The following is a 26795-nucleotide window of genomic DNA, read 5'->3' on the forward strand; positions in this document are numbered from 1 at the left end:
TCGCAGCATCAGTGGATGCGGCGATCGGGTTCGAGGACATTAAGAACCGACTGCGTGAACCAGTCGCAGATGCTGTCGGTTTCGCGCTCGTCGAAGATTGTCAGTGGCAAGTGCTTTATGAAAAATACAAAGCCTATGCCGAGGATTGCCATCTGCAGTGCGCGGACTTTCCCGTCGGGATCGCCCAGGGCGGCACCTACCGGCACGATATTGAGTTCGGTGAAAATCTGCGCTGCAATTGTTGCCGCTTCGCGTTCGCCCGAGGCCATGGCGATCATCAGCATCGAGTCTGTTGCGCCCGGATTATCGCGCAACATCTTCGTCAAGGCAGTGGCAAATTCCGCGTAGGGCGGCCGGACGACTTCATGGTCGGGCATGGAGTCTCGCAGGGCGGCCTCGAACAGGCCGATCTTCGATCCATAGTAGCGCAGCACGAGGGTCGAACTCGTTCCGGCCAGCGCCGCAACCTCGCGAATCCCGGTATGCGAATACCCTGTGTTCGAGAAAGCCTGCTTGGCAGCGGCAAGAATTCGCGCCCGCGTTACTTCCGCGTTGCGCTTCCGGGACCTCTCCATTGTCATCGATTGCAATCTAGGAGCGGTATTGACACCGAAGCAAGCAAAATCAAGGTTATCAGTTGGTAACTGAGGAGGGTGGGGGATGACGATCCTCAGGGTTGGACCAGTTGAAATCGCGCGCGTCGAAGAACTGCGCATCCCTAATACGATTTCCTATTTTACGTCCGACGAGACGTTGATCGAGCGGAACCGTTCCTGGCTCGCTCCGCATTTTCTGAATGAGGACAATCGGTTCGACCTCGTTTTCCAGAGTTTCGTGTTCGAAGTCGAGGGCAAGGTCGTGCTGGTCGACCCGTGTACCGGGAATGGAAAGCCCCACCCGGTTCCGCAGTTCGACATGCTCGATGTGCCCTGGCTCGAAAGGCTCGACGCCGCAGGATATCGGCGCGAGGATATCGACATCGTCATGTGCACGCACCTGCACCACGACCATTGCGGCTGGAACACGATGCTGCGCGACGGGCGTTGGGTGCCGACGTTTCCCAATGCCCGCTACGTCATGTCCCGCACCGAGATCGAGCGTTGGGATCCGCGCCGTCCGGGCCATCATCCCGTTTCCTACAATGTCGATGTCTTCGAACGCAGCGTGCTGCCTGTGATCGAGGCAGGGCTGGTGGAAGTCCACGACGGCAGTCTGCATCTTGGCGAATGTCTGGAAGTGCTCCCCGCGCCCGGGCATACGCTGGGGCATTGCTGGCTGCAGGTTATGGCCGACGACGCCTGCGCTCTGTTCAGTGGCGATACGTTTCACCATCCACTCCAGCTGGTCGATCCGACCATGCAGTTCGGCGGTGGGGACGATCTCGCGCTGGCGACCGCAAGCCGGCAGCGGCTGATCGAACTGGCCGCGCTGCGCGATGCGCTGATCATCCCGGCGCACTTGCCTTGGCCCCATGGGATCAAGGTCCGCCTCGAGCACGGTCACCCCGTGTTCACGGCCGGATCGGGCACCTGACTGCCCGTTTTCAGACGTCAGAAGTTCCGCTCATCGCAGATGTGCCTGCATTCGTAGTGTGAAGCTTGTTTTTACCAATCGTGGTTAGACTCTCGTAAGACGAGGCGGGATCAGATCTTCGCGAGAGAAATGCGAGATCGGATGTGAAGCGCTGCCGGATTGGCGGCGCTTTGCCGATGCGGCCTCCCTGCGGATTAGCGACAGCGATGAACGAGAGAGTTCCCGAACCCGAAGTTTGGATCGCGCGCCTGCGCGAAATTCGTCACGCCTGTGTGAACGGCGCGCCGGACATCGAAGCCGATCTCGTGCGCGAAGCCGCGCATCTGCTGCAGAGCGGGCCCTTCTTCGGCATTCCCACGCAGCTGGTCGATCCGGCGGAGCTGGCAGCGATGCTGGCCTGCGACGCCGCGGAGAGTGCAGTGCTCTCGCTGCTCGGGCCGGATACTGTTTTCATGCTGTCCCGCGGTGAGGCAACCCATGGTCTTGCCACAGTGATCGTTGGCGCGGGCGGCGAGGAGTCGACAGTGGAAGCGTCAACCCTGGCTCTGGCCTTGCTGGCAGCTTACCTTGATGGATTGATCATGCTGATCGAGCGTGCGCAGGCGGCAATGGGCAAGCGATCGCCGCGCACGGGGACCGGCGGAAACTAGCGCAAAGAACGAGGGCGGCGCGTCGGACACTGTATGGAAATCCGATGCGCCGCCCGAGGTAGGGTTTTCGCATGCTGGGCTGCGAACGGGCCGGGAGGGAGTTCGACCGGGTTCGCAGGAACACGACCTGCTGGGCAGGTTCCGGCGGGGCGTTCGGTGGCTCGCCGGACATTTCCTGAATAGCGAACCGGGCGCTAAGGTTTCGTGCCGTTCGCCCTACGGTTTTTCCCGTCCTCAGTGGACCAGCGCGGCCTCAATCGCGATACGGATGGCATCGGAGGTGTGGTTGGCCCCCAGCTTGTGCAGCATGTTCGCGCGATGAATTTCCACGGTGCGCGGGCTGATCGAGAGCTTCTCACCGATCAGCCGGTTGGACAGGCCGCTTGCCACGCCGCCCAGCACTTCGCGTTCGCGGCGGGTCAGCCGCTCAATTCGCGTTCGCGCCATGACTTCGCGCAGCTTGGCGTTTCCGACTTCGGCCGCCCGCTCGATGGAGCAGCGCACCGTTTCGGCTAACTGGCCGCTCGAAATGGGCCATGGCAGGTAGTCGATTGCGCCGTCGAGAATGGCCTGAACGATATTATGCGTGCAGGGATCTTCACGAAACGCGACGATGGGAAACCATTCTCCGTAGCGCGCCATGGCTTCGACCAGATCGTTTACTGCGCCGGCTTCGTGGTGAATCAGGATGACGCCAGAACGGGGCCAGGCACTCGCGAGTTCGGAGATGTTCTCGAACGGTTCGACGTGAATGGCGTCTGCCGAAAGCATGTGGCTGATCGTGGCGCGTCGCCGCGTGTCGCTGTCGATCAGGATGAGGTTCGTGACGCGCTCCACCGGCCTTCTCCCTTCGGTTTGTGCCTAGGGAGATATTCGCATCAGGCCGCGAACGCGCGCGCTACCCGCTCCGGATTCGAGGGATTTTCCCGGAAGAGTTGCGGGACTCGGCAGCAACCCTGCCTGCGGCATCTCCCGAAACGGAAGAAGCGCAGCAAATCGGCGGCTCAGTCCGCCTTCATGGCTTGGCCGATCTCGGCGAAGTCGTTGCGGACTTCCTCGATCTGGCGCGGGTTGAAGTTGATCGCGCTGTCGAGAATGGTGCGGCGGGCCGCAGCGTAGAATTGGTTCAGCGCGGAACCCATGGCGTGCCCTTCCGACACGCCCATCTGCAGCGCGGTGATCGCGGTGAGGGCGCGGGTCATCGAGCGGCTCTTGAGGCCGTTGTCGCCATTGCCGTGGGCATGGATCGCGGTGCCGAGCGCACCGATCAGGTGCTCGTAGCAAACGTGGACCAGTTCGGCCGGCTTGGCGCCGTTCACGCGGGCGTCGAAGTCGACGCGGCGATAGGCTTCGTGAGGGGATTGTTGGAGCAGCATTGGTTAATTGCCCGAGTTATTCCAAGCGTCGATCTGGTTCTTCAGCATATCCTGTGTCGACTTCAGGACGGCGATACGGCCTTCCGAAGCCGTGAACTGCGAGGCGAGGCGGGCACGCAGCTTTTCCTGCTGGTCCGCAAAGTCGCTGATGTTCTCGCTGATCTTGGTCAGTTCCTTGCTGTACTTGGTAATCGACCCGGCCAGCGAGTTGGTGTTCGTGCTCGACGTGGCGGAGCGGTAGACCTTGTTGATCGTCGCATAGACGCCGTAGAGCCCGTTGGTGAACATGGCGGCGACGCCCTCGGGGTCGTCTGCCATGGTCGAGGAAAGACGATCGGTATCCAGTGCGAAAGTACCGTCGCGCTGGATAGAGAGGCCGAGATCGGCCAGGGTCTTTGCCCTGCCCGTGGCGTTGGGCATTACTGTCGTGCCGGACAGTCTGGTCATGGACTGCTTCAGCGCGCGTGCGCCGGGATCGGTGGCCAGTTCGCCGCCAATGCCCGTTGCCGCGTTCAGCGACGACATCACTTCATTGAGCGCGTCGGTCAGGTCCCGCATGGAACCGGTGATGTTGTCCGACGGATTGCTGAAGCTGATCGTCGTGGGTGATCCGGTATTCGTGCCGGTGAGCTGAAGCTTCAGACCGGGCACGGGGTCGGTGATCTTGTTCGAGGCGGACGTATAGCTCAGTCCGTCGATGCTGTAGGCCGCATTCTGTGCGTTGGCCATCAGCGTTCCCGAACCCGAAGAGGGTGTCCAGGCGAGGTTGGACAGGCCGGGGTCGGCCACGTCTTCTGCAGCTTCGAGTATGAACCCGTTCGCCGCGCCTTCCGGTCCTTTGAGAACGAGTTGGGCGCCGCTGGCGGTGTTGGCGATATAGGCGGTCACGCCCGCGCCGGAGGAATTGATGGAACTGGCGACATCGGCCAGCGTATCGCCGGTGTTCACCGTGATGTTTACGGCCGCATGTCCGGTGTCTTCGGTGAAGGTCGTGCCCGAGACCGTGCCGAAGCGGAGTGTCAGCGTACCCGCACCGACGGTGTCCGTCGAAGCCGAATAGGCCGTGCTCGCAAGCTGCTGGCCCTTGGCGATGTTCGTCACCTCGAGCGAATAGGTGCCCTTGGGCTGGGTGGTGCCCGAAAGCGTTGCCGATGCAACCGAAGTGTTCGCGATGCTCGGCGTTGCCGAAAGGCTCCCCGAACGCACGAGATTGCCCAGCGACGTATCCAGCCCCAGCAGCATCGATCTGATGTCGGATGCGGCCGAGATCTTGGTGTTGATCGTGTCCGTCTTGTCGTTGAGGCGGGCGGTGCGCGCTTCGAACTGGGCCTTGGCCAGGTTGTTGGCCAGCGCCATCATGTCGATGCCGCTGCCCGCGCCAAGCATCGTCGCGATGGACGTCGTCTGTAGCGAGGAAGTGGAGCTTGTTGCGTCGGTAGCCATGGCTCTTAGGACGACTCCCCACGAGGAACCTTAAGGGCGGATGCGGCGGGCGCGCGGAACATTGTCATCATGACGATCCTCACACGCCGGCCGGGTCGAGCTGACCGTCTGCGTCGAAACGCAGCGTGATCGGGACGGAGACCTGCGGAGCTGCCCGCTTCTCGCCGCGCTTGATGGCGAAGACGAAGGCCAGGATCGCGGCAACCGCGACGTAGTGCTCCTCGCGAATGACCTGATGCTCGCGCGTGGTGTAGTACACCGAACGGGCGAGGGCCGGGTATTCGAGCGTCGGCACTTCGTATTCGGCAGCGAGTTCGCGGATGGCCAAGGCCTTGTCGCCGCGGCCCTTGGCGACCACGATCGGCGCGCCGGCCTTTTCGGGGTCGTAGGCAAGCGCGACCGAGAAGTGCGTCGGGTTGGTGATGACGAACTGCGCTTCCTTCATCGCCGGGACCAGGCCGCCCATGGCGATCTTACGCTGACGTTCCTTGATCGCGGCCTTCTTCTCGGGGGCGCCTTCCTGTTCCTTGCTCTCGTCGCGCACTTCCTGAAGCGTCATCTTCAGGCGCTTGTTGCGGCGGAAGAGCTGCACCGGAAGGTCGATCAGGGCGATCAGAAACAGGCCGGCAGCCAGCCAGAACAGCAGATTGATGATGCCATGCCATGCCCAGGAAAGCTGGTCGAACAGGTCACCGCGGCCCAGCCGCGCGAACGTGGCGATGCGCCCGCTCGCCCAGACCCAGGCAATCGTGCCGAGCAGGCCGATCTTGGCGAGGCCCTTGGCCATTTCGATCCAGCCGGTCGGGCCGAACATGCGCTTCAGGCCCGAGGCGGGATTGATACGCGACCCCTTCGGGGCGAGGTTGCCGACGTTCCAGCGTCCTTCACCGAAGCCGAGTTGCGAGATGATCGAACTGGCGATCACCGCGAAGCCGAGAATGGCGATCGGCGGCATGACGGCGAGCATCATGCCCATCATCATCCGACCGGGCGCGAAGTCGTCGAGCGTGGCGCGGTTCCAGGTAAAGCCGACGCGCAGCGTGTGGGTCAGCAGGTCGAGCAACCAGGGCCCGGCAACGAGAAACCAGACCGCACCGACGCCCACAGCCGCAGCCGTGGCCAGTTCGCGCGAACGGACGACGTCGCCTTCTTTGGCGGCGTCGCGTTTGCGTTTGGCTGTTGGCTCAAAACTCTTTTCGCCGCTCTGCTCGCTCATTTGCTCATAACCTGATTGGTGGCGGTGATGGCATCGTTCGACAGGCGAACGACGAGGTCGGTAAGAACTGGGGCGGAAAGGACGAGCGCGGCAATGCCGGCCAGAACGCCGGCCGGCAGGCCGAGCGAGAACAGGTTGAGCGCCGGAGCCGAACGGCTCAGCACGCCGGTGACGATCTGCACCACCAGCAGCACCAGGCTGACCGGCAGGGCAATGGTGACGGCGGTCATGAAGGTCTGCGAGGCGAAGCCGGCAATCATTGCGAAGCGTTCGGTACCGAGCCAGGTGTGGCCCGGCGGAAAGACGGTGTAGCTGTCGACCAGCAGGCGGAACCACTGGAGGTGCGCGCCCAGCGCCAGGAAGATCAGCGTCAGGACGACCATGAAGTACTGGCCGAGCGCCGGCGACTGTGTGCCCGAGGTGGGATCGATCGCCATCGCCATGTTCATCCCCATGCCGCCACCGATGACTTCGGCGGCCATGACGGGGGCAGCGAAGGAAAGCTGCAGCACGAAGCCGAGCGAGAGGCCGACGAGCACTTCACCGGCGACAGAGAGCATGCCGGCGACAGAGAACAGGGCATCGGGGGCCTGAACATCGGTCCAGGCGCAGATCATCACGGCAATGGCACCGGCACCGACCACGCGGATCTGCGCGGGGATGGAAGCGGTGCCGAACAGCGGTGCGGCAACGAGGGCCGCGCCGATGCGCGTCATGACAAACATCAAGCGCCAGAATTCGGCCTCGAGCGGGCCGAAACCGAAGTCCAGATTGATCACGGTGCCACCTGCTCCGCCTGGCCGGTCCGCGCGATCTCGACGAAGATCTCCTGCGTGAACTCACCCACGAGAGTAATCATCGAGCCGCCGAACAGCACCAGAATGAGAGCGATCGCCGCCAGCTTGGGTACGAAAGTCAGCGTCTGCTCGTTGACCGAGGTCGCGGCCTGAATGATGCCCACGGTCAGGCCCACCGCCAGCGCGGCCAGCAGGACCGGAGCGGCCACGAGCGCGGCCACCCACAGCATCTTGTCGGCAAGTGCGAGGAAGGGGGAGATATCGTCCATGGCGCCTTACCCGAAGCTCGAGGCCAGCGAGCCCATCAGCAGCGACCAGCCATCGACCATGACGAACAGCAGCAGCTTGAAGGGCAGCGAGACGATCATCGGGCTCATCATCATCATGCCCAGCGACATCAGGACCGAGGAAACGACGATGTCGATCACGAGGAACGGCAGAAACAGCATGAAGCCGATCTGGAACGCGGTCTTCAGCTCGCTGGTGACGAAAGCCGGCAGCAGGATCGAGAACGGCACGTCGGCGCTGGTCTGGAACTTGGGCGCCTTGGCCATGTTGGCGAACATCATCAGATCGCGTTCGCGGGTCTGACGGATCATGAACTTGTGGAATTCCTTGCCGGCGGCGTCGATCGCCTGTTCGGCATTGATCTGGTCGGCCGAGTAAGGCGCGATGGCGTTGGCGTTCACGGCTTCGAGCGTCGGCGCCATGACGAACAGCGAGAGGAACAGCGACAGGCCGATCAGCACCTGGTTCGGCGGAGACTGCTGCAGGCCGATCGCCTGACGCAGGATCGCCAGCACCACCAGGATGCGGGTGAAGCTGGTCATCATCAGGATGAGGCTGGGCAGGATCGTCAGCAGCCCCATGATGAGGAGGAGCTGCAGCGACAGGCTCATGCCGGGGCCGTCGGTACCACCGAGCGAGCCGAAAGCGCGGTCGAGCGCGCCGGGAATGGCGCTGGCGTCCGCGGCGGCCGGAGCCTGCACCTGCGCGTAGGCTGCCACAGGCAAGAGCAGGGCGGGCAGGGCCGCGATCAGGGCAAGAATGCGCTTCACGGGTTCATCCCCTCCACGCGGGCGCGGGCGGGCGCTTCGGCCAGACGCGTCAGGCCCTGGCGCGAGACCGAGACGAGGATCTCGCGGCCGTGGAACTCGATCACCGCCAGCTTCAGCGTCGGCGAGAGCATGGTGGTCTCGATGATCTGCACGGACTTGGTCCCGGCACCGACGCCGGCCTTGTCCTGCATCTTCTTCGCCAGCTTGAGCGCGCCCCATGCCAGCAGGCCGATCATCGGCAGCAGGACAATGAGCTTGAGGATGTACCAGAGCATGGAAGGATCAGGCCCCCAGAGCGCCGTCGTCGCCTTCGGGCAGAGCCACGGGCGATTCTTCCGGAGCGGTTTCGTCCACGCCGACCATCTCGACGATGCGCAGGCCGAAGCGACCGTTGTGCGAGACGACTTCACCCTTGGCGATCGGCTTGCCGTTGACGAGCACGTCGAGCAGTTCGTCGGTCATGCGGTCGAGCACGACGAGGCTTTCGGGGCCGAGCGCGAGGACTTCCTTCAGTTTCATCTGGGTGCGGCCCAGTTCGACCGAGAGGCGGACGTCGACGTCGCGGAGGAAATCGAGGCCACGGGGATGCATGGTCATGGTTTTGGCTCTTTCCGTGTATCAGAATGCTTGGAGGATCTGGACCGCGACGCGGTCCTCGACTTCACCGATGGTGCCGGTGGCGATAGTGCGTCCGTCGACCTGCAAGGGGACCGAACGGGCAACGGCGACCGGCAGGACATCGCCGGGCTTGAGAGACGTGAGGCGCGAGAACCCGATGGTCATGTCGACCAGGACGGCCGTGACCGGCACCGGCATCGACCCGAAGGGTTCGGCCGCCGGGTTCGGGGCAGTCTGGGCCGCGCGCCGCTTCACCGGGTGGCGCGGCACCGTGGTTACGGCGGCCAGCGTGGCCTGCGGGAACGCGATCGAGAAAGACCAGGGGTCGAAGCCGGGTTCTTCCACTTCGAGCGAGAGCTGCAGCAGGTCCTCGCGCTTGTCGAAGGGGTTGAGGTAGCGCAGGCTGGTGTCGCGCCGCAGCGGGCGGACACTGTGTTCCTCCTCGCCGCCGAAGACCGTGGTCAGGGCGCCGGCAATCGCCTTTTCCAGGCGCGCCAGCAGCAATTCGGCCGAAAGCGGGAGGGTATCGGGCAGGGGATCGGGCACGATACCGCGGCCGCCGAAGGCGCGGTCGATCAGGCACAGCACCGGAGCGGCTTCGAAGGTGGCGAGCATCGGGCGGCCTTCCGGCCCCACGGCCATGAGCGTGTGCGAAGCCAGCGTTTCGATGTCCGCCTGGATCGAGGCGAGATTGCAGTCCATCGGCATGCCGATGCGCACCACCGGCGGCTCACCGCCCGAGAACCGGGCCAGATGGCCGGGAAGCACGCGCGCCAGCTTTTCGCCGAGCAGCGAGAGCGCCGGGACCAGCTCGTCGATCGACGGGCCGGTGCCGAGCAGGTCGGCACAGTGCTTCGCCTTGGGGCTGGATTGTGCGGAGGACAAGGTCATGAAAGGTCAGCCGTGCAGGATCACTGGATGATGAAGGTGCGGAAGTAGACCGCGTCGACGCCGCCGAAGCCTTCCTTCTCGATCAACGTCTTGTTGATCGCGTCGGTCATGCGCTTCTGCAGCTTTTCCTTGCCCGCGATCGTGTAGACATCGTCTTCGGGCGTGTCGGCGAGGATCTGCAGCAGCTTGGAGCGGATCGCCAGCTCGTGCTTCTTCAGCCAGATCAGCACACGACCGTCGCGGCGGGTGGAGCAGGCGACGCCCACCTGGATCAGGGCGGCGGAGTCCTTGAGGTTGGAGGTGAAGTCGTCGCTGAAGGTGAAGTAGGCCGTGCGATATTCGTCGCCGCCGATCCCTTCGACGTCCATCATGCTTTCGCCTTCCCCTTCCTTGTCCTTGGTCTTGGGCATGTAAGGATCTTCCTCGCCCTTGCGGACGAGCTTGGGACCGCGCTCTTCGGGCTCTGCCGCGTGGCCGCCGCCGATCACGCCTGCGGCAACGAGGCCTAAGACACCGCCGCCGCCGATGACGAGCATGCCCACGGCAACGAGGATGATCATCAGCTTGCCCTTGCCGCCTTTTTCGTTGCCGTCTTTGGCTTTCTTGTCACTCATCTGGAATTACCCCCTGGTATGCGTGCGATCAGGCGTAGATGCCGCTGCCGCCACGCGCCGTGTCGCGAGACGGGCGCGCTGCGGATGCATCCTGATCGTGCGGGAAGGCTGCCGATGCCTGACCGCGGTTCATGGACTGGCCGGCCTGATCGGCGCGGGCCTGCTGGTTCTGACCGGATCCCTGACCCATGCCTGCACCGGCGCCATTGGCGGCCGAGTGCTGCTGGGCCGAGGAACCCTGATTGTTGTTCTGCTGCTGTTGCTGCTGCGACTGGGCCGGATTGTCGCCCTGGCCCTGATTTTGAGCGGCCTGCGAAGCCTGGGCTGCGGCGTGGACGGCACCGGTGAAGTTCGGATCGCTGTTCGCCATGGTCACGGACAGGCCATTGCCTTCATGCTTGAACTGCAGCGAGATATTGCCGAACTCGGCATGCGAGATGGCCGTGCGCACGAGCTGCGGATTGGCGGCTTCGCGTGCTTCGTTGAGCCGCGAGACGAGCGTCGAGAAGTCCTGCGGAGCTTCGGGGGGCTGCAGCGGCTTGGCGAAGTTGATCGATGCTTCGGCCGTGGGCGTCGTCTGCGTCTGCAGATGCTGCCCGACCAGCGGGACCGGTGCGGCGTTCGCGGTGGCTGAAGCCTGCTGCGGCTTGGCAGCGGTCGTCCCGGTGTCGGGCTTGGCCTCCGACTTGGCGTTCGAAGCGACCGCTGCGTCGGCGCGACCGGTAGCCTTGTCCTTCAGCGCATGGTTGGCGGGAGCATGGACCTGCATGGCCTTGAGCGGCTGTGCCGTTTCAGGCTGAGCCTCGACCGAAGTAACCTGCGCCAGCTTGACCTGAGCCTGCGGTGCGCGCGTTGCCAGTTGGGCTGCGATGGTTGCCGGAGCCTTGGCAGCCTTGCCCTGGTCGCTTGCCGGCAAAGCCGAACCGTCATCGGCCACGACTTCGATGGGGGCCAGCTTGGACACGGTTACGTTCTGCAAGGCGGGCGTGGTGTTGGTCGCCTCGGCAAGCTGTGCCTTTGCGCCTTCAACGGCTGGGGCAGCGGCCGGGGCCGGAGCCTTGCCAGTCTGCGCTTCGGGCAGTGCCCTGGCGACGAGAGCCTGTTCAGCCTGCGTCAGGCTCTGAAGCTTACGGGCCAGCGACGGCGCAGCATCGTTCGTCTTGGAAGCGGGCTCCGCTGCCCGGTGCGTCTTCGCGGTCACGACATCGGCGCCGGGCAGCGGCAGGAAAGGAAGCGGCAGAGTGCCGGCCAGTGCGAGGCTTGCCCCTGTCGGATCTTCGGTCGCTTCGGAGGGCGAGCTATCGGCATCGGCGTCGGAACCGGCCTTGGCGGCAGCCTTGCCGGTAAGATCCGGCAAGATTTTGCCGGTTGCCTTGCCGGTATTGCCGCCGGCAACGGGAAGCATGATTGTCGCCTTGGCATTTTCAAGCGCCGGCGCGGCTTCGCCTGCCGCTGCATCCGAAGCGCCGGCATTGCCGAGAATCGCCAGAAAACTGCCCGCTCCCGCGGTATTCGCGGAAGCCCCGTGCACTTTGCCAGCGGCCTGTGAAGGGCCGGAGGCGGGCATCGGTGCGGCGGACTGGATCATGCTTAACGGGTCCTTGGTTCTGAATTCACAGAACTCTATTCAAGACCCGTGCCAGATCCCTTTCTGCTACCCAAAACAGGCTGTTCGGAGGCTTTCGCGATCAGCCGGGCCTGCAGCTCGGCGCGTTCCTCGATGGCGGCACGGCGGCGTTCGGCGGCGGCAAGTTCGCGTTGCTTGGCATCGGCGATCGACTGCGCGCGCAGCGCATCGCCATCGGTGTTGCGGCTGATCGCCTGCAGGCCGGTCACGAACCGGCCAAGCTGATGGAGCGCGGCACCGTCGCTGGCTTCGCGGCGGCTGGCGTAGTCGGAAGCCATGCGGCGCGTCCGTTCGGACAGGGCGCGTAGCTGGGTCAGTGTGCTTTCCGCCTGCGCGGCTTCGACCGCTGCCGTCTGCTTGGCGATGGCGCGGATTTTCTCCAGCCGTTTCAGCCGGCCGAGGCGCTTGCGCTCTTCCTTCATCGATCCGCCTCACGGCAGATGCTGGTGATGGACAATCCCGGCATGATTATCCCAGCAGGGCGTGCAACTGGGCAGCGCTGTCGGCGAGATCGATGGTCTCGCGGGCGCTCTGACACAGGAAGGCCGTGAGCAGATCGTGCATGGCAATCGCGCGGTCGAGCTGGTGGTCGGCGCCGGATCGGTAGGCACCCATCAGCACGAGATCGCGGTTGGCTTCGTAGCTGGCGATCAGTGCACGGAATTCGCGGGCGAGGTTCTGGTGATCGGCCGAAACGATGTCGTTCATAACGCGGCTGAGCGAAGCGGCAATGTCGACGGCCGGATACTGGCCGCGCTGCGCAAGGTCGCGTGAGAGCACGATGTGGCCGTCAAGGATCGAGCGTGCGGTGTCGACGACCGGGTCGTCCTGGTTATCGCCATCCGCGAGTACGGTGTAGAGGCCCGTCACCGACCCGCCTGTCGCCGCGGAGTTGCCTGCGCGTTCGACCAGCTTGGTGATCGTCGCAAGGGCGCTCGGCGGATAGCCGCGCGCCGCGCCGGGTTCGCCCAGCAGCAGCCCGATTTCGCGCGCGGCATGGGCAACGCGGGTAAGGCTGTCCATGATCAGCAGCACCTTCTTGCCTTGCGCGCGGAATTGCTCGGCCATCGAGGTGGCCAGCATGGCGCCGCGCAGGCGCAGGTTCGGCGCATGGTCCGCGGGGACCGCCACGACCACGGTCTTGTTCTTCTTTTCGGCATTCATGTGCCGTTCGACGAAGTCGGAGACTTCGCGGGCACGCTCGCCGATCAGGCCGACGATGATGACGTCCGCGCTGGCTCCGCGTGCGATCATGTCGATGAGGACGGACTTGCCGACACCCGAACCGGCCATCACGCCGATGCGCTGGCCGATGCCGAACGTGGTGAGCGCGTTGAGCGAGCGCACGCCGGTATCGAAGGTTTCGCGCACCGGACTGCGGTCGAGCGCGGATGTGCGCACGCCGCCGGCGGGCCATTCCATGTGGGTGTGAATTGCCGGCCCGCCGTCGATCGGCAGGCCTTCGCCATCGACCGCGCGGCCGAGGAAGGCTTCACCCACCGGCAACATGCCGGGGCGGCCTTCGGGGCAGACGCGCGCGCCGGGGCGCAGCATGATCGTATCGCCCAACAGCATCATCATCGTCTTGCCGTTGCGAAAACCGATCACTTCGGCGGAGAGAGACAGGTCGCGGCCCTGCGCGATGCGGCACATCGCGCCGACCGGCACCGAAAGGCCGCTTACTTCCAGCAAGCCGCCATCGCAGGCCGATACCCGGCCGAAGCGGCGCGGGGCGAGATCGACCTCGTCCTGCGCGAGGTCGGTAAGAATGGAATCCCAGAGCTTCAGCACTGGTGCATCGCCTCGGCAATCGCCAGACGCCAGGTTGCCGGGCCGTCCTCGACACCGCCGTTTTCGCTCTCGATGCGCACGGTGCCGCGTTCAAGCCGTGGATCGGGTTGCACGTTCCACTCCTTCGGCAGACGCGAAGAAACGAGGGCGATGTCGTCCGGATGAAGGTGGATCTCGCGGTCATCGTCGGCGCGCGAGAGCATCGAGACGGCGCGGTTTATGCGCCGGACCAGCCCATCCTCGTCGATGGCAAGCGGCGCGATCGCGGCTTCGCACAGGGCGGACACGGTTTCCCGCAGGCGCATGCGCAGTTCTTCCTCCAGCGCGGAATCGAGGCGGGCAAACGAGAGCTTCAGGCCTTCGAATGCGGCAGCGTCTTCGGCGGCCCTTGCTTGTGCCTCTGCGCTGGCCTGTTCGTAGCCTGCCGCGAAGCCCTCGGTGTAGGCCTCGGCAATGGGGTCGGGCGCTTCCTCTTCCGGCATCGGCGGATGCTCGACGACAGGTACCGGCTCCGGTTCGGGAGCCGGCAGTTCGCTGCCAAAGCGCCGGTCGGGCATGAATCCGCTCGGGCGCGAAAGCGCTTCGAACAGACTGGCGCCGGGTTTGGAAATCGAGAACCCGAGATCAGACATAATCGTCGTCGCCCGAACCGAAGACGATCGTGCCTTCCGCCGCCAGCTTGCGGGCGATCGCCACGATTTCCTTCTGCGCGGCAACCACGTCGGCCAGCTTGGTGCGGCCGCGGGCGGCGATCTCGTCCTTCACACCGTCCGCAGCGCGGCTCGACATGGCGCGGAAGAAGAAATTGCGCTCGTCCTCGCCGATACCCTTGAGGGCGTCGATCAGCGTATCGCTCGGCACGTCGCGCAGCAGGGCGCCCATCGCCATCGGCTCGAGCACGAAGAGGTGCTCGAATTTGAACATCTCTTCCTCGATCTTCTTGGCGAGCGGTTTGTCGAGCTTGTTGAGCTCGCTCATGATCCGCTTTTCGGTTGCCTTGCCGGCGCCATTGATAATGTCTGCCGCCTCGCGTGTGCCACCGATCTGCAGCGGGCGCTGGCCATGGGCCTCGGCGATGCGCTGGTTGAGCAGTTCTTCGAGCATTTCAAGCGCCGAGGGCGATACCGGGCCCAGCGTGGCGATGCGGTGAATGACGGCCGGCTGCGTGTCGGGCGGAAGCGAGTGCAGCACTTCGGCAGCCACTTCCGGATCGAGCTGGACCAGTAGCACCGCGATGGCTTGCGGATGCTCGTCCTTGACCAGCGGCACCAGCGCTTCCGGCGTCAGCCAGCGCGCGAGTTCGAGCGTCGAGTTCTTCTGCGGTTCCTCCGGAAGGATGCGCCGCATCATGTTCTCGGTCTTCACCTCGCCGATGGCGCGGTTCATCATCGTGCGCACCTGGCCGACCCGGTCATGTGCGACGAGGCCGAGCTTTTCCGTCTTCTCGACGAAGCCGGCAATGGCCTTGGCAATCACTTCCGGGCTGATTTCACCGAGAGCGCACATCTTCTCACCGAGCATGCGCAGCTCTTCGGGCTCGAGCTCCGAGAGAATGCTGGCCGTCTGGTCCTCGCCCAGCAGCATCATCATCACGGCGGCGCTGTCCGCCGAACGCAGGGGTACGACTTCGGTCATCAGGCGGCTTCCTGCTTGGGCTCGTCCTCGGCGGGCGGCTCATTGAGCATCTGTCGCAGCGCGGCAACGGCGCTGGCGGGCTGTTCGGAAACAAGGCGCTGGGCCAGATCGAGCTGACGGGTCAGCAGTTCGGCACGGTTGATCTCGACGTCGACGTCGCCGCCCCTCGGATTGGGCAGGGCGCCGGCTATCGGGTTGCCATCCGCATCGAGCGCGGGGGCTTCGTCCGATCCTTCGAATTCGTCTTCATCCTCGTCGTCATCGTCTTCGCCTTCGCCCTTGGCCTTCTTGCTCTTCTTGTCCTTCTTGGCTTTCTTTTCCTTGGCCGGCTTCTCGCCGCGCACGGCTTTCACCATCGGGCGCACGCCGAGCAGGAGGACCAGCAGCACGGCCATGACCGCCGCGCCGTTGCGCACCAGCATGGCGAACCAGGACGTTTCATAGAAAGCCACCGGCGCGACCGAAGTCGGTTCGAAGCTGCGAGTCATGACCTTGACCTGGTCCCCGCGCTGCGGATTGGCACCGACAGCCGCGCTGACGAGCGCTTCGAGGTCCTTGAGTTCTTCCGGCTTGGCGCCCTTCATGGCGTCGGCGCTGATGGCTACGGCAACCGAAAGACGCTTCACCGAACCCGGACCGCTGCTCGACACCGAGACTTCGCGGCCCAGCTCGTAGGTGCGGCTGGACGAGGACTCCCCGCTGGTCGGCGGCGTGGCGGGGGGCGTCGCGGGCTGGGTGCCCTGCGGCGCGCCGGGAGCGGCCTGCGTGTTGGTGGGCGGGGTGTTGGCCAGCACACCGGGAACGCCAGTGGCTGGCTGCGCGCCACCGGTGCTCTGCGACTGCTGTTCGGTTTCGGACCGCACGACGCCGTCCTTGTCGTAGCTCTCGCGGGCCGAGGTGACCTCGTCCATGTTGAGGTCGACCTGGATTTCCGAGGTGAAGTTGCCTTCGCCCAGAACCGGACGCAGAAGCTGCGTAACCTGCTCGCGCAGCTTGCTTTCCATGCGGGACTGCATGTCGAGCCGGTCGGAATCGATGCTGCCAGCCTCGGACAGAAGGCGGCCATGCTGATTCACCACGCGCACCGAATCGGGCGAAAGGCCCGGCACCGAACCGGCGACGAGGTTGACTATGGCCGAAACCTGGCTCTCGCTGAGCTGCCGGCCGGTCTTCATGCGAACCATGACCGAGGCGGAAGGTGCCACGTTCTCGCGTACGAACACCGACTTCTCGCCTTCGGCAAGGTGGACGCGGACCGAAGCCACCCCGTCGATCTCGCCGATGGTAAGCTGCAGGTCATGCTCGCGGGCGGAGCGCAGGCGTTCGCCTTCCAGCGTGCGGCTGGCGCCCATCGGCAGCTTGTCGAGCACTTCGTCGCCGCTTTCCGGCGTGGCGAGCGTTCCGTTCGAAGCCACCAGCATGCGCGCCTTGTAATAGTCGCTCTCGGCGACGGTCAGCGCCCCGGTGGTGTTGTCGATATCATAATCGATCGCCGCCGAATCGAGCGCCGCCGCCACACCGGCGCGGTCGCTGTCGTCGAGCTGGGAATAGAGTGTACGCTGCGGGTCGGGCGACATGGCGCTCCAGGCCAGCAGAGCGCCACCGATCGCCGACATGCCGATAAAGGCAGGCAGCATCTTCTTCACGGCGGGCTGCGCGGTAAACGCTGACAGGCGCGTGAGAACGCTGCCGCCGTCCGGATCGGTGAACGGAGCAAACATCGAGGTCGGCGCGGGGAGGGCAGATCCCGGCGCGCCGTCCGGTGTAGCGGGTACGAGATCGGACATGGGCTATTAGACCCCCATTCTCATGATGTCCTGATAAGCGGACAGCAGTTTGTTGCGAACCTGCAAGGTCGCTTCGAAAGCAACGCCGGCTTCCTGGCGAGCAAGCATGACCTTGGCGACGTCGGTAACTTCACCGCGCTGGTATGCGTCGGTAATGTCGGCAGCCTTGTTCTGGACCGAGTTCACGCCGTCGAGCGCATCCTTCAGCGTGTCGGCGAATCCCTGTGCCGGACCTTGCGTTTCGGTTGAGCCATTGGTGGCCGCAGTTGCCTCAGCGCCCTGCGTGGAGTGCAGGTTCTTGAGCAGATCGTTCCGCTGAATGATCTGCTGGCGCATCTGCATGATCTGCTGGATGCCACCGGCGCCACCGCCGATGCCAGAGACGCTGCTCATCGCCGGCCACCGACCGCAGTGCGGCTGATCTCGATGCCGGCCTCACGCAGCGAAGCGAGGCGATAGCGCAGCGTGCGCTCGGAAATGCCCAGCTCGCGGGCAGCGCGGCCGCGGTTGCCGCCGCAAGCCTCGAGCGTTTCCATGATGGCGCGGGCCTCGGAGATCTGCACGACGCTGGAAAGGCGGCGCGGGGTCTCGGCGGCCAGAGCCTCCATGCTCGTCGGTGCCGGAGCGGTGACGAGGCGGGCCGGGCTGTCGAACACGATGTGTTCGGGCGTGATCGATTCGCTGCCGTGGCCCAGAAGCAGGGCGCGGCGCATGACGTTTTCCAGCTCGCGCACGTTGCCCGGCCACTGGTGCAGCTTGAGCATGGCCAGCGCGCCTTCGCTCAGAACCGGCACGCGGGCCTGGTCCGGCGCGTGGCGCAGGGCCATCGCGAAAGCGAGCGGGGCGATGTCGTCCGGACGCTCGCGCAGCGGACGCAGCGTGAGCGGGAAGACGTTGAGACGGTAGTAGAGGTCGGCGCGGAAGCGGCCTTCGGCCACTTCGGCGGGAAGATCGCGGTTGGCGCAAGCGATTACCCGCACGTTAACCTTAATGGGGTGAGTCGCACCGATGGGAACGACTTCCTGTTCCTGGAGCGCGCGCAGCAGCTTGGCCTGAAGCTGGAGCGGCATCTCGGCAATTTCGTCGAGGAGAAGCGTACCGCCGTCGGCCGCGCGCATGAAGCCTTCGCTGGCCTGGGTCGCGCCGGTGAAGGCGCCCTTCTGGTGGCCGAACAGCATGGCTTCGAGCATGGCTTCGGGCATCGCCGCGCAGTTGACGGCGATGAAGGGGCCGTCCTTGCGGTCGCTGCGGGCATGGATGAAGCGGCTGAGTACTTCCTTGCCGGTTCCGGTCGGGCCGTTGATCAGGACCGGAATGTCGCTGGCGGCGAGACGTTCGGCGAGCGCGAAGATCGAGAGGCTCTCGGCATCAGCGGCAATCGGGTCTTCCGGACCGGCCATGGCGGCGAGCAGCATGCCGAGCGAGGCTTCGCTCAGCGGGTCGCCATAGGTCATGCCGATCTGGTCCGCACCGGTACGGCCCAATGCAGGGACGTGGTCCCGCGTCAGGCTGATGGTGCGCGCACCCGAACGAAGCGGAGCGGCGTCTGCCATATCGCGCACATCGATGGCGCTGCAGTCGAACAGCGAAGCAGCGATTGCCCCCGCGCGGTTGACCAGCGACCCATGCTGGCGCGCAAATTTATCGTTAAGAGCCAGAGCGGCCATGTCTCGATTTCCCCCGTGGAATTAACCAGTTCCGAGGGTGCTTATCGGGGCCTAACGGCCAAGAGATTGGAAATTTAAGGCCTCGTATTAACACCTATTTTTGCCGTTACGCGGCAACGCTCTGCAGGGCTTCCGGCAAGCAACCGGCAAGAAAGCGGCTTAAATTTGCCGGTCCGTTGCCGGTCTATGCACTGGCAGCCGTGCCGGATGGGCCGGCCAGGTTGCCCGGACTTCGGGACACCTAACGGGAGCTTTTACATGTCAGTTATCAATACCAACATCAGCGCCATCAAGGCGATGAATGCGTCTACCTCGGCCAGCAAGATGCAGAGCACGGTCATGGAGCGCCTCTCCACCGGCAAGCGCATCAACGGCTCTAAGGACGACGCCGCCGGCCTCGCCATTGCCACCTCGATGACCTCGTCGATCAAGGGCATGAGCCAGGGCATTCGTAACGCGAACGACGGTATCTCGCTCGCTCAGACCGCCGACGGCGCCATGTCGGAAGTTACCAACATGCTTCAGCGTGTTCGTGAGCTTTCCGTCCAGTCGTCCTCGGGCACCTACCAGGACTCTGACCGTGCTGCGATGCAGTCGGAAGTTTCCGCGCTTACGAGCCAGATCAGCGACGTGCTGTCGCAGACCGAGTTCAACGGTAACGCGCTTTTCTCGACCACCTCGGGTACGGACGTCACCTTCGACATCCAGACCGGCGCCAACTCGGGCGAAACGATCACTCTGACCTCGACGGCGATCGATGGCGCCAACATCACGGCTTCGGCCCTCGACGTGTCGACGAGCACGGCCGCTGCGACCACGATCGATAACGTCGACCTGGCGCTGGCAGACGTTAACTCCACCCGCGCTTCGCTGGGTGCCGGCCAGAACCGTCTCGAATCGGCCATCAACACGCTGACCAACAACGTGACGAACCTCTCCGACGCGCGTTCGCGTATCGAAGACGCCGACTACTCGAGCGAAACGACGCAGATGGCCAAGGCCCAGATCCTGTCGCAGGCTTCGACCGCGATGCTGGCCCAGGCCAACCAGAGCCAGCAGAGCGTGCTGTCGCTGCTGCGTTAATAGAATACAGCCTAACCAGCCTGCCCTAACCAAGCAGGTTCTCGGGCCCGGTGGGTTTCCCCAGACCGCCGGGCCCCTTTTGGCGTTTGCCGCCGGCAGAAACCTGCCGCCGATTCGCTATTCGGCGATGTTCATCACGTAAGCGCGACGCGCGAAGCGCCAGCGGCCGTGCTGTTTGACCAGTTCGTCGTCGTAACGGGCCGAAAACTTCCGCACGGTTCCCTCGATGCGGGCGATTTCGCGCACGTGGCAACGGGCCGTTGCCGCATTGCCGTTAACCTGGATCGCTCCGGGCATTGCGAAGAAGGCCATCGCATCCATCGATGTGAAGAGCTGCTCCCAGCGCTCGGAAAGCGCTGCCTTGCCGATCACGTCGCCGGTGGCCGTGCTCCACACGCAATCGTCGGTCCAGCAATCCAGCCACTGCTGCTTGTCCATGCGCGAGGACGCATCGGCATAGCTTTCCATCAGTTCGCGGATGGCCATTCGGTCATGCGCGTTGCCGGTGAAATGCGCGCCGGGCGGATCGGGCCGGACTTCGCGTTGCAGCGTATAAGTGCGGTCGAGGAACCACCATCGGCCGCCGCGCCTTTCGAGCAGATCCTCATACCGTCCTACCAGTTCCCAGGTCGATCCATCGGGATATAGCAGGCTTTCGGTCTGATAGAGCCGCGCGGTGGCCTTATCCCCCTCGATTTCCAGCGAACCAAGGCGAATGTCGATGGTCACGTCGACGACATCAGCCATGATTTCGTCGAACGTGGTGCCAATCGCGGCGATGCCTGCGACGTCGAAATAGGGAGAGCGCCAGCGGGCATCGTCGGCGTAAGCGGCCAGCCAGGCGTCGCGGTCAATACGCGCGGCGCCGTCGGCATAGCCTTCGTACAGTTCGCGGATGGCGAGGCGGTCGGACTCGGGGCCGGTGAAAGGCACCGGCTCAGTCCATGACCAGAGCGTCGAATTCGCCGATGGTCTGCGTATAGGCGCGGTGCGCGAATTTCCATTCGCCCCCCACCTTGCGCAAGCTGTCGGCATAGTGACCGCAAAGCTTGAAGTGGCTGCCGTTCTTCATCAGCACCACTTCGCGCGCGTAGGAGCGGACCCTGGCCGTGTCGCCGGTAATCTCCATCGCGCCGATCTCACCGAGAAAGGCTACCGCCTCCCAGTCTTTCCAGAGACCGTCCCATGTCTGCAGCAGGGCCTCGTGCCCGGCGGCGTCGAACAGGTGGCTGGTCCAGCGGCCGTCCTCGGTGAAGCAGGATACCCACTGCTCGCGGTCGCCGCGCCAGCTTGAATCGCCATAAGTCCCGTACAATTCGCGGATGGCGAGACGATCCTCGACCGGGCCGGTGAATGCCATGTGCGCTCTCCCTTGTGTTTGCCGCATGGTGCGTCGGGCCGGAGCCACGGGCAAGCACGCCCGGATCGCTGCCGCGATGGGCCGGTTCGGAGAGGGTGGAATCAGAAGCGGGACCGTTGCCGGTCCCGCTTCGCGTTCAGATCTGCCAGATCTTGGGCCGAGCTCTAGTCGAGCAGGGTAATCGAGATGCGGCGGTTGCGCGGGTCCTGCGGATCGGAGGGGATCAGCAGTTCCCGGTCGGCGACGCCTTCGATCCGCTTGAAGCGGTCTTCGGCAATACCGTCGCGCAGGAGTTCCTGGCGCGTCGATTCGGCGCGGCCGGCGGAAAGTGACCAGTTGTTGCCGTAGGTACCCGGCTTGTAGGGCAGGGCATCGGTGTGGCCGCGGATGGTAAGCTGCCCCTGATCCGGCCCGACGGCATCGGCGATCACGCCTATGAGTTCGGAGGCTTCGGGCGTCAGCACGGTCGTGCCCAGACGGAACATCGAGAAGTCGGCATCGTCGACAAGGTCGATGCGCACGCCCAGGGTGGTGTCCACGAGACGCACCTGCTTGGCGAGCTGGCGAAGCCGCTCTGTCGTCTGGAGCTTCTGCTTGATGGCTTCCTTGGCGCGCATGGTGCGCTTGACCTTCGAACCGCCTTCCTTCGCACCACCGGTGGCGTCACGCGGGATGGTCAGCGTCTTGGTGCCGGTCTGGCCGGCGCGGTGCGGATAGTCGTCCGCGTCGGTCAGCGACGAACCGCCCAGCAGGCCGGCGCCCGAACCGGCGGACAGTTCCTTGTTCTTGACCAGCGTCGGCGTGAAGTAGTCGGCAATGCCCTTGCGCTGCTTCTCGGTCGTGGCGCCGAGAATCCACAGCAGCAGGAAGAACGCCATCATGGCGGTCACGAAGTCGGCATAGGCCACCTTCCACGCGCCGCCGTGATGCCCGCCTTCGACAACCGTGATCTTCTTGACGATGATCGGTCTTGGCGGCTCGTTCTTGCCCTTCTTGGCGGCCATCTTAACGGCCCCTCATCGCGTCGAGCAGTTCGGACAGGCCGGGGCGGAAGGCATGGCCAAGGCCCGAGCGGGCCGATTCGACGACCAGCGGCTGCGGCCAGCCGTGCAGCGAGGCAATCACCACCTGCTTGACGGCATGGAAGATCTGTTCGTCCTGCTCGTTCACCTGCTTGAGGCGGCCGGCCATCGGCGCAACGATGCCGTAGGCGAGCAGCACGCCCATGAAGGTGCCGACGAGCGCGGAGCCGATCATCGCACCGAGGACCGAAGGCGGCTCGTCGATCGAGCCCATGGTCTTCACCACGCCCAGAACGGCCGCGACGATACCCAGAGCGGGAAGCGAGTCTGCGAGGTTCTGCAGCGCGTGCTGTGGTTCGTGCAGCTCGTGGAAGTGCGTCTTCATCGCATTGTCCATGACGTCCTCGACCGCGTGAACTTCCAGCGTGCCCGAGGACACGACGATGAGGGTCAGGGTGTCGCAGATCAGGTGGACCAGCGGCTCATTGGCGAGAATGTTCGGGAATTCGGCAAAGAGCGACGAGGTCTTGGGGTCGTTGACGTGGCTTTCCAGTGCTACCGGGCCTTCCGAGCGCAGGATGCGCATCAGGCGCGAGGTCAGGATGATCGCGTCGATGTGATCCTGCTTGTTGTGCTTGGGACCCTTGAACACCCGCGCGAACCCGGCGCCGAGCGCCTTGAGTTCGTGCATCGAGTTGCCGGTGACGATAGCGCCGACCGCGGCGCCGCCGATGATCAGCATTTCGTGCGGAATGGCGTGCATGACGGGGCCGAGCGCGCCACCGGTGAGGGCGAAGCCGCCGAACACCATCACCAGCAGGATGATCACCCCGACTATTGCAAACATGGTTAACTACCCCCGTCAAAAAACAACCCGGCCCTGCCGATGGGCCGGGGTCGTCTTGTTATCTCAGATTGTTGAACAGGCTCAGGTTGGACAGCTTGCTGAAGCTGGCCTGGCTGGCCTCCAGCACAGTCAGCGTCTGCTGAAGCTGCGCCACGGTCGATGCGATGTCGGTGCCGCCCAGATCCGCTTCCTCGGTCGAGCGCAGCTCGGTCAGCGTGGTGCGGCGCTCGCTCACGACATCGAGCCAGGCGAGGCGCGTACCGACCACGGTGTGCGAGGTCGTCAGCGTATCGAGGCCGGTCTTGAGCGAGGCCAGGGCATCGTTGGCGGCTCCGGTCGGATCGGAAGAACCACCCGCCAGCGCGGCGGCGAGCGTCTTGATCGTCGCCATCACGTCGGTGTCGTTGCCGTTGGCATCGGTGAAATTGAAGATCTGCTTGCCGGTCATCGAGCGCGTGACGCTCTGCCCGTCGCCGATCGGCAGATCGACCGAGCTGTCGCTGCCGATGTACGAGGCATTGCCGCTGGCATCGAGCTCGTAGGCGTTACCGGTGTTGTTGCCGCCGAACAGCGCGTGGCCGGTCGAGTCGCGCGAGTTGGCGAGCGTGTAGAGGTCGTCGTGGATCTGCTCGAGTTCCGTTGCGATCCCGGCGCGCTGCTCGTCGGTCAGCGTGGTGCTGGCCGCCTGGGTGGCGAGCTCCTGCGCACGCATGATCGTGTTCGACATGTTCGACATCGCCGCATCGGCCAGCGACAGGTCGGCGTTGGCGCGGTTGGCGTTGGTCTCGTCGATGGTCGAGAGCGATTCGAGTCGCGCGAGCGTGCGCATGCGCGAAGCAGCGACAGGATCGTCCGACGAACGCGACAGCTTTTGCCCGCTGCCGAGCTGGGTCTGCAGCGATTCCGCCTGCGCGCGCAGGTCCTTCATGTTGGCGCGGGCCCGTTCATAGAAGGCGCTGGTACTGGTCGAGACGATCGCCATGGTCGGTCTACCTGATGGAAAGGATGGAATCGAAGATGTCCGAGGCCACCTGCATCACCCGGCCCGATGCCTGGAATGCCTGCTGGAATCGGACGAGATTGACGGCTTCGTGGTCAAGATCGACGCCGGCTTGCGTCTGCAGCGCGATCTTGGCGGTGCTGGCCACCGATGTGAGGGCATCGCGGGTAACCGAGCGACCGGCTACCGCGCTGGAAATGTCGAACAGCAGCGAGTTCATCGAACCGGCCGGGTCGGCGGTCGTCAATGCGGTCTGCAAGGCGCTGAGGTTCGAGGAATCTCGGCTGTTTGCGGCGCTGCCGGCCGGTGCGGTGGCAAGCGCGCTCGATCCGGTGGCGATCATCGCGATGTCTGCGGCGCTCGTGCCCGAGAACAGCGGCTGTCCGGCATTGCCCTGAAGGTCGACGCCATTGGCCTGCGCCGTGTTGACCACGTCGACGACATTGGCGGCGATCTGATCGAGCTCGCCGCGCGTCGTCGACAGTTCCGACAGGGCCTGGTTCTTGCCGGCAAGAGCACCGGATGACAGCGTCACCGCCGTGCCGTCGACTGCGAAGGACAGCGTTCCGTCGGCGGCAGCGCTCATGGAAAAGGTCGCCGGGGTGCCTCCGGTCACGAGGGCGGGGCCCGATGCATTGCCGAGCTTCACCGAAACGACGCCATTGGTTCCGAAGCTGGTCGAGATGCCGACTTTGTCGCTGAGCTGCTGCAGTAGCGAGTCGCGGCGATCCAGCAGTGACGACTGGTCGCTTGAGGCGTCGGAAGCACGCGTGAGGCGCAAATTGACCTTCGCGAGTTCGCTCGAAATCAGGTTGATGTTGTCGACGCCGTCCTGCGCTTCGAACAGCAGGCCGTCGCGCACAGCGTCGAGGCTGGACGAGGCGACGTTGAGCGTCTCGGCAAGATTGCGGCCCTGTTCCATCACCGAAGCGCGCAAGCTGGTGTCGGTCGGATCGGAAAGCAGCTGCTGGAGCGCGCCTTCGAAATTGACGATCGATTCGTAGGCGCCGGTCTGCTCAACCGCGCTTTCGATGTTTTCCAGGCCGTTGACCTCGGCGTCGGCACGGGCCGCGTCGGCACCGGTCCGGCGCACTTCGGACTGACGGAAAGAGTCGGCATTGCGCACGACGCCGGTAACCCGAACGCCGGCGAGATTGATCGAGGTGGGCGAGGATCCGACCGAATTCGCCGCGAGTTCCGACACGCTCACGCTGCGGCGGACATAGCCTTCCGACGACGCGTTGGAGATGTTGTTCGCGGTCACGTCGAGCGCCGCCTTGGCGGCACGGGCACCCGAGCTGGCGATCGAAAGAAGGTCGGCGGCCATGGCTTACACGCCTCCTGCCGTGGGCTTGGCGTCAGCCTGCCCGGTCGCGGCGGTCTCGCTGCTTTCGGTGGGCAGGAAGCGCGCCATCTGCGCCTCGATGATGGTGGCAAAGCCGAGCATGCCGGTTTGCGCGGTCACGTCGGCGAAGTGCTCGTCCTGCATCTGGTTGAAGGTGTCGAGCGCCTGGCTGCTGAACAGCTTGTCGCCGCCGAAGTCGCTCTTGCGCGCGGCGGACAGCATCTGGCGCATGAACAGCGCCTCGAACTGTTTGGCAACGGCCGAGAGCTTTTCGCGGTCGGTGGCGGTCGGGGCCGTGGTCAGCCCCGCAACGGAAGAAGCGATCGTGCTCATATCACCACCATCTCCGCCTTGAGGGCTCCAGCCTGCTTGAGCGCCTCGAGAATGGCGACAAGGTCTGAAGGAGTTACTCCCAGCATATTAAGGGCATCGACGACCTTGGAGAGCGAGGCACCGCCCTTGAACATGGCGACAGCGCGCTTCTCTTCGTCGGCCGACAGCGTCGAGTCCTGCTCGACCGCGGTCTGGCCGCGGCTGAACGGTGCGGGCTGGACGACTGTCGGATCTTCGTCGACGCGCACGGTCAGCTTGCCGTGGCTGATCGCGGCGGGCGAGAGACGCACGGCCGAGTTGATCACGACAGTGCCGGTGCGGCTGTTGACGATGACACGGGCGGCGGTTTCAGCCGGCTCGACTTCGATCATTTCGATCGCCGCCATCACGCTGGCGCGGGTGTTGGAATCGAGCGGCAAGTGGAGCGCCACGGTCACGCCGTCCTCGACCGAGGCGGTGCCCGGCAGGCGGCGGTTGACCGCGTCACGCACGCGCGCGGCGGTCAGGAAGTCGGCGTCGAACAGGTTCCAGCGCAGGATCGGGTTGTTGTCGAAGCCGGTGGCGACTGCGCGCTCTACGCTGGCGCCATCAGCGATCCGGCCGACGGTCGGAATGTTGACGGTCAGGTTGGAGCCGTCCTTGCCCGAAATGCCGAGACCGCCCACGGCAAGATTGCCCTGGGCCATCGCGTAGATCTGGCCATCCGCACCGTAGAGCGGAGTGAGGATCAACGCGCCGCCGCGCAGCGACTTGGCCTTGCCGATCGTCGAGACAGTCACGTCGATCCGCTGGCCCGGCTTGGCGAAGGCAGGAAGGTCTGCCGTGACCATGACGGCCGCGGCGTTCTTCAGGCCCGGCGCGACACCGGCGGGCAGGTTCAGGCCCATGCGGCCGGAGACACCCTTCATCGCCTGGGTCAGGTATTCGAGGTTGTCGTCGCCCGTGCCCGGCAGGCCGACGACGATGCCGTAGCCCGTGAGCTGGTTCGAACGCACGCCCTGGAACTGGCCCAGGTCGCGGACGCGCTCGGCCATGGCCGCTCCGGGAAGGAGCATCGCGACGGCGGCGAGGGAGAGGAAAATGCGGCGGATCATGTCGGTCA

Annotated in this window: 31 protein-coding genes; 3 read left to right on the forward strand and 28 right to left on the reverse strand. The window is 64.6% G+C overall.

The annotated features are described in order from the left end of the window. Positions 1-8: 8 nt before the first annotated feature. Positions 9-575 carry a TetR/AcrR family transcriptional regulator gene (locus tag IEX64_RS17275; RefSeq protein ID WP_188821527.1) on the reverse strand — a complete coding sequence of 189 codons (567 nt, stop codon included), beginning with the start codon at positions 573-575 and terminating at the stop codon, positions 9-11. A gap of 85 nt (positions 576-660) precedes the next feature. On the opposite strand from IEX64_RS17275, the gene IEX64_RS17280 reads away from it, so the two are divergent. Further along, the gene (locus tag IEX64_RS17280; RefSeq protein ID WP_188821529.1) at positions 661-1533 is read left to right on the forward strand and encodes an MBL fold metallo-hydrolase; all 873 of its coding nucleotides are present in this window, start codon (positions 661-663) and stop codon (positions 1531-1533) included. Positions 1534-1739: 206 nt separating this feature from the next. Further along, the gene (locus IEX64_RS17285; RefSeq protein WP_188821531.1) at positions 1740-2183 is read left to right on the forward strand and encodes a hypothetical protein; all 444 of its coding nucleotides are present in this window, start codon (positions 1740-1742) and stop codon (positions 2181-2183) included. Positions 2184-2417: 234 nt separating this feature from the next. Here IEX64_RS17285 and IEX64_RS17290 read toward each other — a convergent pair whose 3' ends face one another. The 19 genes from IEX64_RS17290 to IEX64_RS17380 all read right to left on the reverse strand — a co-directional run bounded on the left by IEX64_RS17290 (position 2418) and on the right by IEX64_RS17380 (position 18703). Continuing rightward, positions 2418-3020: a response regulator transcription factor gene (locus IEX64_RS17290; RefSeq protein WP_188821534.1), complete on the reverse strand. Its 603-nt coding sequence runs from the start codon at positions 3018-3020 to the stop codon at positions 2418-2420. A gap of 167 nt (positions 3021-3187) precedes the next feature. Continuing rightward, positions 3188-3559 (reverse strand): flagellar protein FliS, encoded by a 372-nt coding sequence (locus IEX64_RS17295; protein ID WP_188821536.1) that lies wholly within the window; start codon positions 3557-3559, stop codon positions 3188-3190. A gap of 3 nt (positions 3560-3562) precedes the next feature. Beyond that, a complete protein-coding gene (gene fliD / locus IEX64_RS17300; RefSeq protein WP_188821538.1) occupies positions 3563-5002 on the reverse strand; it encodes a flagellar filament capping protein FliD in 1440 nt (479 codons plus the stop codon). Between the two features lie 79 nt (positions 5003-5081). Further along, positions 5082-6218 (reverse strand): EscU/YscU/HrcU family type III secretion system export apparatus switch protein, encoded by a 1137-nt coding sequence (locus IEX64_RS17305; RefSeq protein ID WP_188821540.1) that lies wholly within the window; start codon positions 6216-6218, stop codon positions 5082-5084. Continuing rightward, positions 6215-6997: a flagellar biosynthetic protein FliR gene (fliR, locus tag IEX64_RS17310; protein WP_188821542.1), complete on the reverse strand. Its 783-nt coding sequence runs from the start codon at positions 6995-6997 to the stop codon at positions 6215-6217. The genes IEX64_RS17305 and fliR overlap by 4 nt, the downstream gene beginning before the upstream one ends. Continuing rightward, positions 6994-7284: a flagellar biosynthetic protein FliQ gene (locus IEX64_RS17315; RefSeq protein ID WP_188821544.1), complete on the reverse strand. Its 291-nt coding sequence runs from the start codon at positions 7282-7284 to the stop codon at positions 6994-6996. Before IEX64_RS17315 ends, fliR begins: the two co-directional genes overlap by 4 nt. A 6-nt stretch (positions 7285-7290) precedes the next feature. Further along, on the reverse strand, positions 7291-8073 hold the full coding sequence (gene fliP, locus IEX64_RS17320) for a flagellar type III secretion system pore protein FliP (RefSeq protein WP_188821546.1): 783 nt from the start codon (positions 8071-8073) through the stop codon (positions 7291-7293). Then, a complete protein-coding gene (locus IEX64_RS17325; protein ID WP_188821549.1) occupies positions 8070-8348 on the reverse strand; it encodes a flagellar biosynthetic protein FliO in 279 nt (92 codons plus the stop codon). Before IEX64_RS17325 ends, fliP begins: the two co-directional genes overlap by 4 nt. Positions 8349-8355: 7 nt before the next feature. After that, complete coding sequence (gene fliN / locus IEX64_RS17330) at positions 8356-8670, reverse strand: flagellar motor switch protein FliN (protein WP_188821550.1); 315 nt, start codon at positions 8668-8670, stop codon at positions 8356-8358. Between the two features lie 21 nt (positions 8671-8691). Then, positions 8692-9582, reverse strand: a complete 891-nt coding sequence (locus IEX64_RS17335) for a FliM/FliN family flagellar motor switch protein (RefSeq protein ID WP_188821552.1) — start codon at positions 9580-9582, stop codon at positions 8692-8694. A 20-nt stretch (positions 9583-9602) separates the two neighbouring features. Continuing rightward, on the reverse strand, positions 9603-10196 hold the full coding sequence (locus IEX64_RS17340) for a flagellar basal body-associated FliL family protein (protein ID WP_188821554.1): 594 nt from the start codon (positions 10194-10196) through the stop codon (positions 9603-9605). 28 nt (positions 10197-10224) lie between these two features. Beyond that, positions 10225-11784: a hypothetical protein gene (locus tag IEX64_RS17345; RefSeq protein ID WP_188821556.1), complete on the reverse strand. Its 1560-nt coding sequence runs from the start codon at positions 11782-11784 to the stop codon at positions 10225-10227. A gap of 35 nt (positions 11785-11819) precedes the next feature. Next, positions 11820-12245 (reverse strand): hypothetical protein, encoded by a 426-nt coding sequence (locus IEX64_RS17350; protein WP_188821558.1) that lies wholly within the window; start codon positions 12243-12245, stop codon positions 11820-11822. Between the two features lie 46 nt (positions 12246-12291). Further along, positions 12292-13614 carry a FliI/YscN family ATPase gene (locus tag IEX64_RS17355; protein ID WP_188821560.1) on the reverse strand — a complete coding sequence of 441 codons (1323 nt, stop codon included), beginning with the start codon at positions 13612-13614 and terminating at the stop codon, positions 12292-12294. Beyond that, a complete protein-coding gene (locus IEX64_RS17360; RefSeq protein ID WP_188821562.1) occupies positions 13608-14246 on the reverse strand; it encodes a FliH/SctL family protein in 639 nt (212 codons plus the stop codon). Before IEX64_RS17360 ends, IEX64_RS17355 begins: the two co-directional genes overlap by 7 nt. Beyond that, the gene (gene fliG / locus IEX64_RS17365; protein ID WP_188821564.1) at positions 14239-15249 is read right to left on the reverse strand and encodes a flagellar motor switch protein FliG; all 1011 of its coding nucleotides are present in this window, start codon (positions 15247-15249) and stop codon (positions 14239-14241) included. The genes IEX64_RS17360 and fliG overlap by 8 nt, the downstream gene beginning before the upstream one ends. Beyond that, positions 15249-17036 (reverse strand): flagellar basal-body MS-ring/collar protein FliF, encoded by a 1788-nt coding sequence (fliF, locus tag IEX64_RS17370; RefSeq protein WP_188821566.1) that lies wholly within the window; start codon positions 17034-17036, stop codon positions 15249-15251. The genes fliG and fliF overlap by 1 nt, the downstream gene beginning before the upstream one ends. Before the next feature lie 6 nt (positions 17037-17042). Continuing rightward, entirely contained in the window at positions 17043-17429 is a 387-nt protein-coding gene (gene fliE, locus IEX64_RS17375; RefSeq protein ID WP_188821568.1) for a flagellar hook-basal body complex protein FliE, read from the reverse strand. Next, positions 17426-18703 (reverse strand): sigma-54 interaction domain-containing protein, encoded by a 1278-nt coding sequence (locus IEX64_RS17380; RefSeq protein WP_188821570.1) that lies wholly within the window; start codon positions 18701-18703, stop codon positions 17426-17428. Before IEX64_RS17380 ends, fliE begins: the two co-directional genes overlap by 4 nt. A 258-nt stretch (positions 18704-18961) precedes the next feature. Between IEX64_RS17380 and IEX64_RS17385 the strand changes: the two genes are divergently transcribed. Beyond that, positions 18962-19786, forward strand: a complete 825-nt coding sequence (locus IEX64_RS17385; protein ID WP_188821572.1) for a flagellin N-terminal helical domain-containing protein — start codon at positions 18962-18964, stop codon at positions 19784-19786. A gap of 117 nt (positions 19787-19903) precedes the next feature. On the opposite strand, the gene IEX64_RS17390 is transcribed toward IEX64_RS17385, so the two are convergent. The 8 genes from IEX64_RS17390 to IEX64_RS17425 all read right to left on the reverse strand — a co-directional run bounded on the left by IEX64_RS17390 (position 19904) and on the right by IEX64_RS17425 (position 26787). Continuing rightward, on the reverse strand, positions 19904-20719 hold the full coding sequence (locus IEX64_RS17390; protein ID WP_188821574.1) for a nuclear transport factor 2 family protein: 816 nt from the start codon (positions 20717-20719) through the stop codon (positions 19904-19906). A gap of 4 nt (positions 20720-20723) precedes the next feature. After that, positions 20724-21146 carry a nuclear transport factor 2 family protein gene (locus IEX64_RS17395; RefSeq protein WP_188821576.1) on the reverse strand — a complete coding sequence of 141 codons (423 nt, stop codon included), beginning with the start codon at positions 21144-21146 and terminating at the stop codon, positions 20724-20726. Positions 21147-21310: 164 nt separating this feature from the next. Further along, positions 21311-22150 carry a flagellar motor protein MotB gene (locus IEX64_RS17400; protein ID WP_188821578.1) on the reverse strand — a complete coding sequence of 280 codons (840 nt, stop codon included), beginning with the start codon at positions 22148-22150 and terminating at the stop codon, positions 21311-21313. 1 nt (position 22151) lies between these two features. Further along, complete coding sequence (motA, locus tag IEX64_RS17405; RefSeq protein ID WP_188821580.1) at positions 22152-23015, reverse strand: flagellar motor stator protein MotA; 864 nt, start codon at positions 23013-23015, stop codon at positions 22152-22154. A 58-nt stretch (positions 23016-23073) separates the two neighbouring features. Continuing rightward, entirely contained in the window at positions 23074-23997 is a 924-nt protein-coding gene (gene flgL, locus IEX64_RS17410; protein ID WP_188821582.1) for a flagellar hook-associated protein FlgL, read from the reverse strand. 7 nt (positions 23998-24004) lie between these two features. After that, positions 24005-25342 (reverse strand): flagellar hook-associated protein FlgK, encoded by a 1338-nt coding sequence (gene flgK, locus IEX64_RS17415; protein WP_188821584.1) that lies wholly within the window; start codon positions 25340-25342, stop codon positions 24005-24007. Between the two features lie 3 nt (positions 25343-25345). Further along, positions 25346-25693 (reverse strand): rod-binding protein, encoded by a 348-nt coding sequence (locus IEX64_RS17420; protein ID WP_188821585.1) that lies wholly within the window; start codon positions 25691-25693, stop codon positions 25346-25348. Next, positions 25690-26787, reverse strand: coding sequence for a flagellar basal body P-ring protein FlgI (locus IEX64_RS17425; RefSeq protein ID WP_188821588.1), 1098 nt, complete (start codon positions 26785-26787; stop codon positions 25690-25692). Before IEX64_RS17425 ends, IEX64_RS17420 begins: the two co-directional genes overlap by 4 nt. Positions 26788-26795 lie beyond the last annotated feature (8 nt).

Origin of the sequence: Novosphingobium indicum, from assembly GCF_014645195.1 — a bacterium.
Lineage (GTDB): Bacteria > Pseudomonadota > Alphaproteobacteria > Sphingomonadales > Sphingomonadaceae > Novosphingobium > Novosphingobium indicum.

Excerpts from the sequence above, each read along its gene's own strand:
- IEX64_RS17275 (WP_188821527.1), bottom strand. The coding sequence starts at position 575 with ATGGAGAGGTCCCGGAAGCGCAACGCGGAAGTAACGCGGGCGCGAATT.
- IEX64_RS17280 (WP_188821529.1), top strand. The coding sequence starts at position 661 with ATGACGATCCTCAGGGTTGGACCAGTTGAAATCGCGCGCGTCGAAGAA.
- IEX64_RS17285 (WP_188821531.1), top strand. The coding sequence starts at position 1,740 with ATGAACGAGAGAGTTCCCGAACCCGAAGTTTGGATCGCGCGCCTGCGC.
- IEX64_RS17295 (WP_188821536.1), bottom strand. The coding sequence starts at position 3,559 with ATGCTGCTCCAACAATCCCCTCACGAAGCCTATCGCCGCGTCGACTTC.
- fliD (WP_188821538.1), bottom strand. The coding sequence starts at position 5,002 with ATGGCTACCGACGCAACAAGCTCCACTTCCTCGCTACAGACGACGTCC.
- IEX64_RS17305 (WP_188821540.1), bottom strand. The coding sequence starts at position 6,218 with ATGAGCGAGCAGAGCGGCGAAAAGAGTTTTGAGCCAACAGCCAAACGC.
- IEX64_RS17315 (WP_188821544.1), bottom strand. The coding sequence starts at position 7,284 with ATGGACGATATCTCCCCCTTCCTCGCACTTGCCGACAAGATGCTGTGG.
- IEX64_RS17325 (WP_188821549.1), bottom strand. The coding sequence starts at position 8,348 with ATGCTCTGGTACATCCTCAAGCTCATTGTCCTGCTGCCGATGATCGGC.
- fliN (WP_188821550.1), bottom strand. The coding sequence starts at position 8,670 with ATGACCATGCATCCCCGTGGCCTCGATTTCCTCCGCGACGTCGACGTC.
- IEX64_RS17335 (WP_188821552.1), bottom strand. The coding sequence starts at position 9,582 with ATGACCTTGTCCTCCGCACAATCCAGCCCCAAGGCGAAGCACTGTGCC.
- IEX64_RS17340 (WP_188821554.1), bottom strand. The coding sequence starts at position 10,196 with ATGAGTGACAAGAAAGCCAAAGACGGCAACGAAAAAGGCGGCAAGGGC.
- IEX64_RS17345 (WP_188821556.1), bottom strand. The coding sequence starts at position 11,784 with ATGATCCAGTCCGCCGCACCGATGCCCGCCTCCGGCCCTTCACAGGCC.
- IEX64_RS17350 (WP_188821558.1), bottom strand. The coding sequence starts at position 12,245 with ATGAAGGAAGAGCGCAAGCGCCTCGGCCGGCTGAAACGGCTGGAGAAA.
- IEX64_RS17360 (WP_188821562.1), bottom strand. The coding sequence starts at position 14,246 with ATGTCTGATCTCGGGTTCTCGATTTCCAAACCCGGCGCCAGTCTGTTC.
- fliG (WP_188821564.1), bottom strand. The coding sequence starts at position 15,249 with ATGACCGAAGTCGTACCCCTGCGTTCGGCGGACAGCGCCGCCGTGATG.
- fliF (WP_188821566.1), bottom strand. The coding sequence starts at position 17,036 with ATGTCCGATCTCGTACCCGCTACACCGGACGGCGCGCCGGGATCTGCC.
- fliE (WP_188821568.1), bottom strand. The coding sequence starts at position 17,429 with ATGAGCAGCGTCTCTGGCATCGGCGGTGGCGCCGGTGGCATCCAGCAG.
- IEX64_RS17380 (WP_188821570.1), bottom strand. The coding sequence starts at position 18,703 with ATGGCCGCTCTGGCTCTTAACGATAAATTTGCGCGCCAGCATGGGTCG.
- IEX64_RS17385 (WP_188821572.1), top strand. The coding sequence starts at position 18,962 with ATGTCAGTTATCAATACCAACATCAGCGCCATCAAGGCGATGAATGCG.
- IEX64_RS17395 (WP_188821576.1), bottom strand. The coding sequence starts at position 21,146 with ATGGCATTCACCGGCCCGGTCGAGGATCGTCTCGCCATCCGCGAATTG.
- IEX64_RS17400 (WP_188821578.1), bottom strand. The coding sequence starts at position 22,150 with ATGGCCGCCAAGAAGGGCAAGAACGAGCCGCCAAGACCGATCATCGTC.
- motA (WP_188821580.1), bottom strand. The coding sequence starts at position 23,015 with ATGTTTGCAATAGTCGGGGTGATCATCCTGCTGGTGATGGTGTTCGGC.
- flgL (WP_188821582.1), bottom strand. The coding sequence starts at position 23,997 with ATGGCGATCGTCTCGACCAGTACCAGCGCCTTCTATGAACGGGCCCGC.
- flgK (WP_188821584.1), bottom strand. The coding sequence starts at position 25,342 with ATGGCCGCCGACCTTCTTTCGATCGCCAGCTCGGGTGCCCGTGCCGCC.
- IEX64_RS17420 (WP_188821585.1), bottom strand. The coding sequence starts at position 25,693 with ATGAGCACGATCGCTTCTTCCGTTGCGGGGCTGACCACGGCCCCGACC.
- IEX64_RS17425 (WP_188821588.1), bottom strand. The coding sequence starts at position 26,787 with ATGATCCGCCGCATTTTCCTCTCCCTCGCCGCCGTCGCGATGCTCCTT.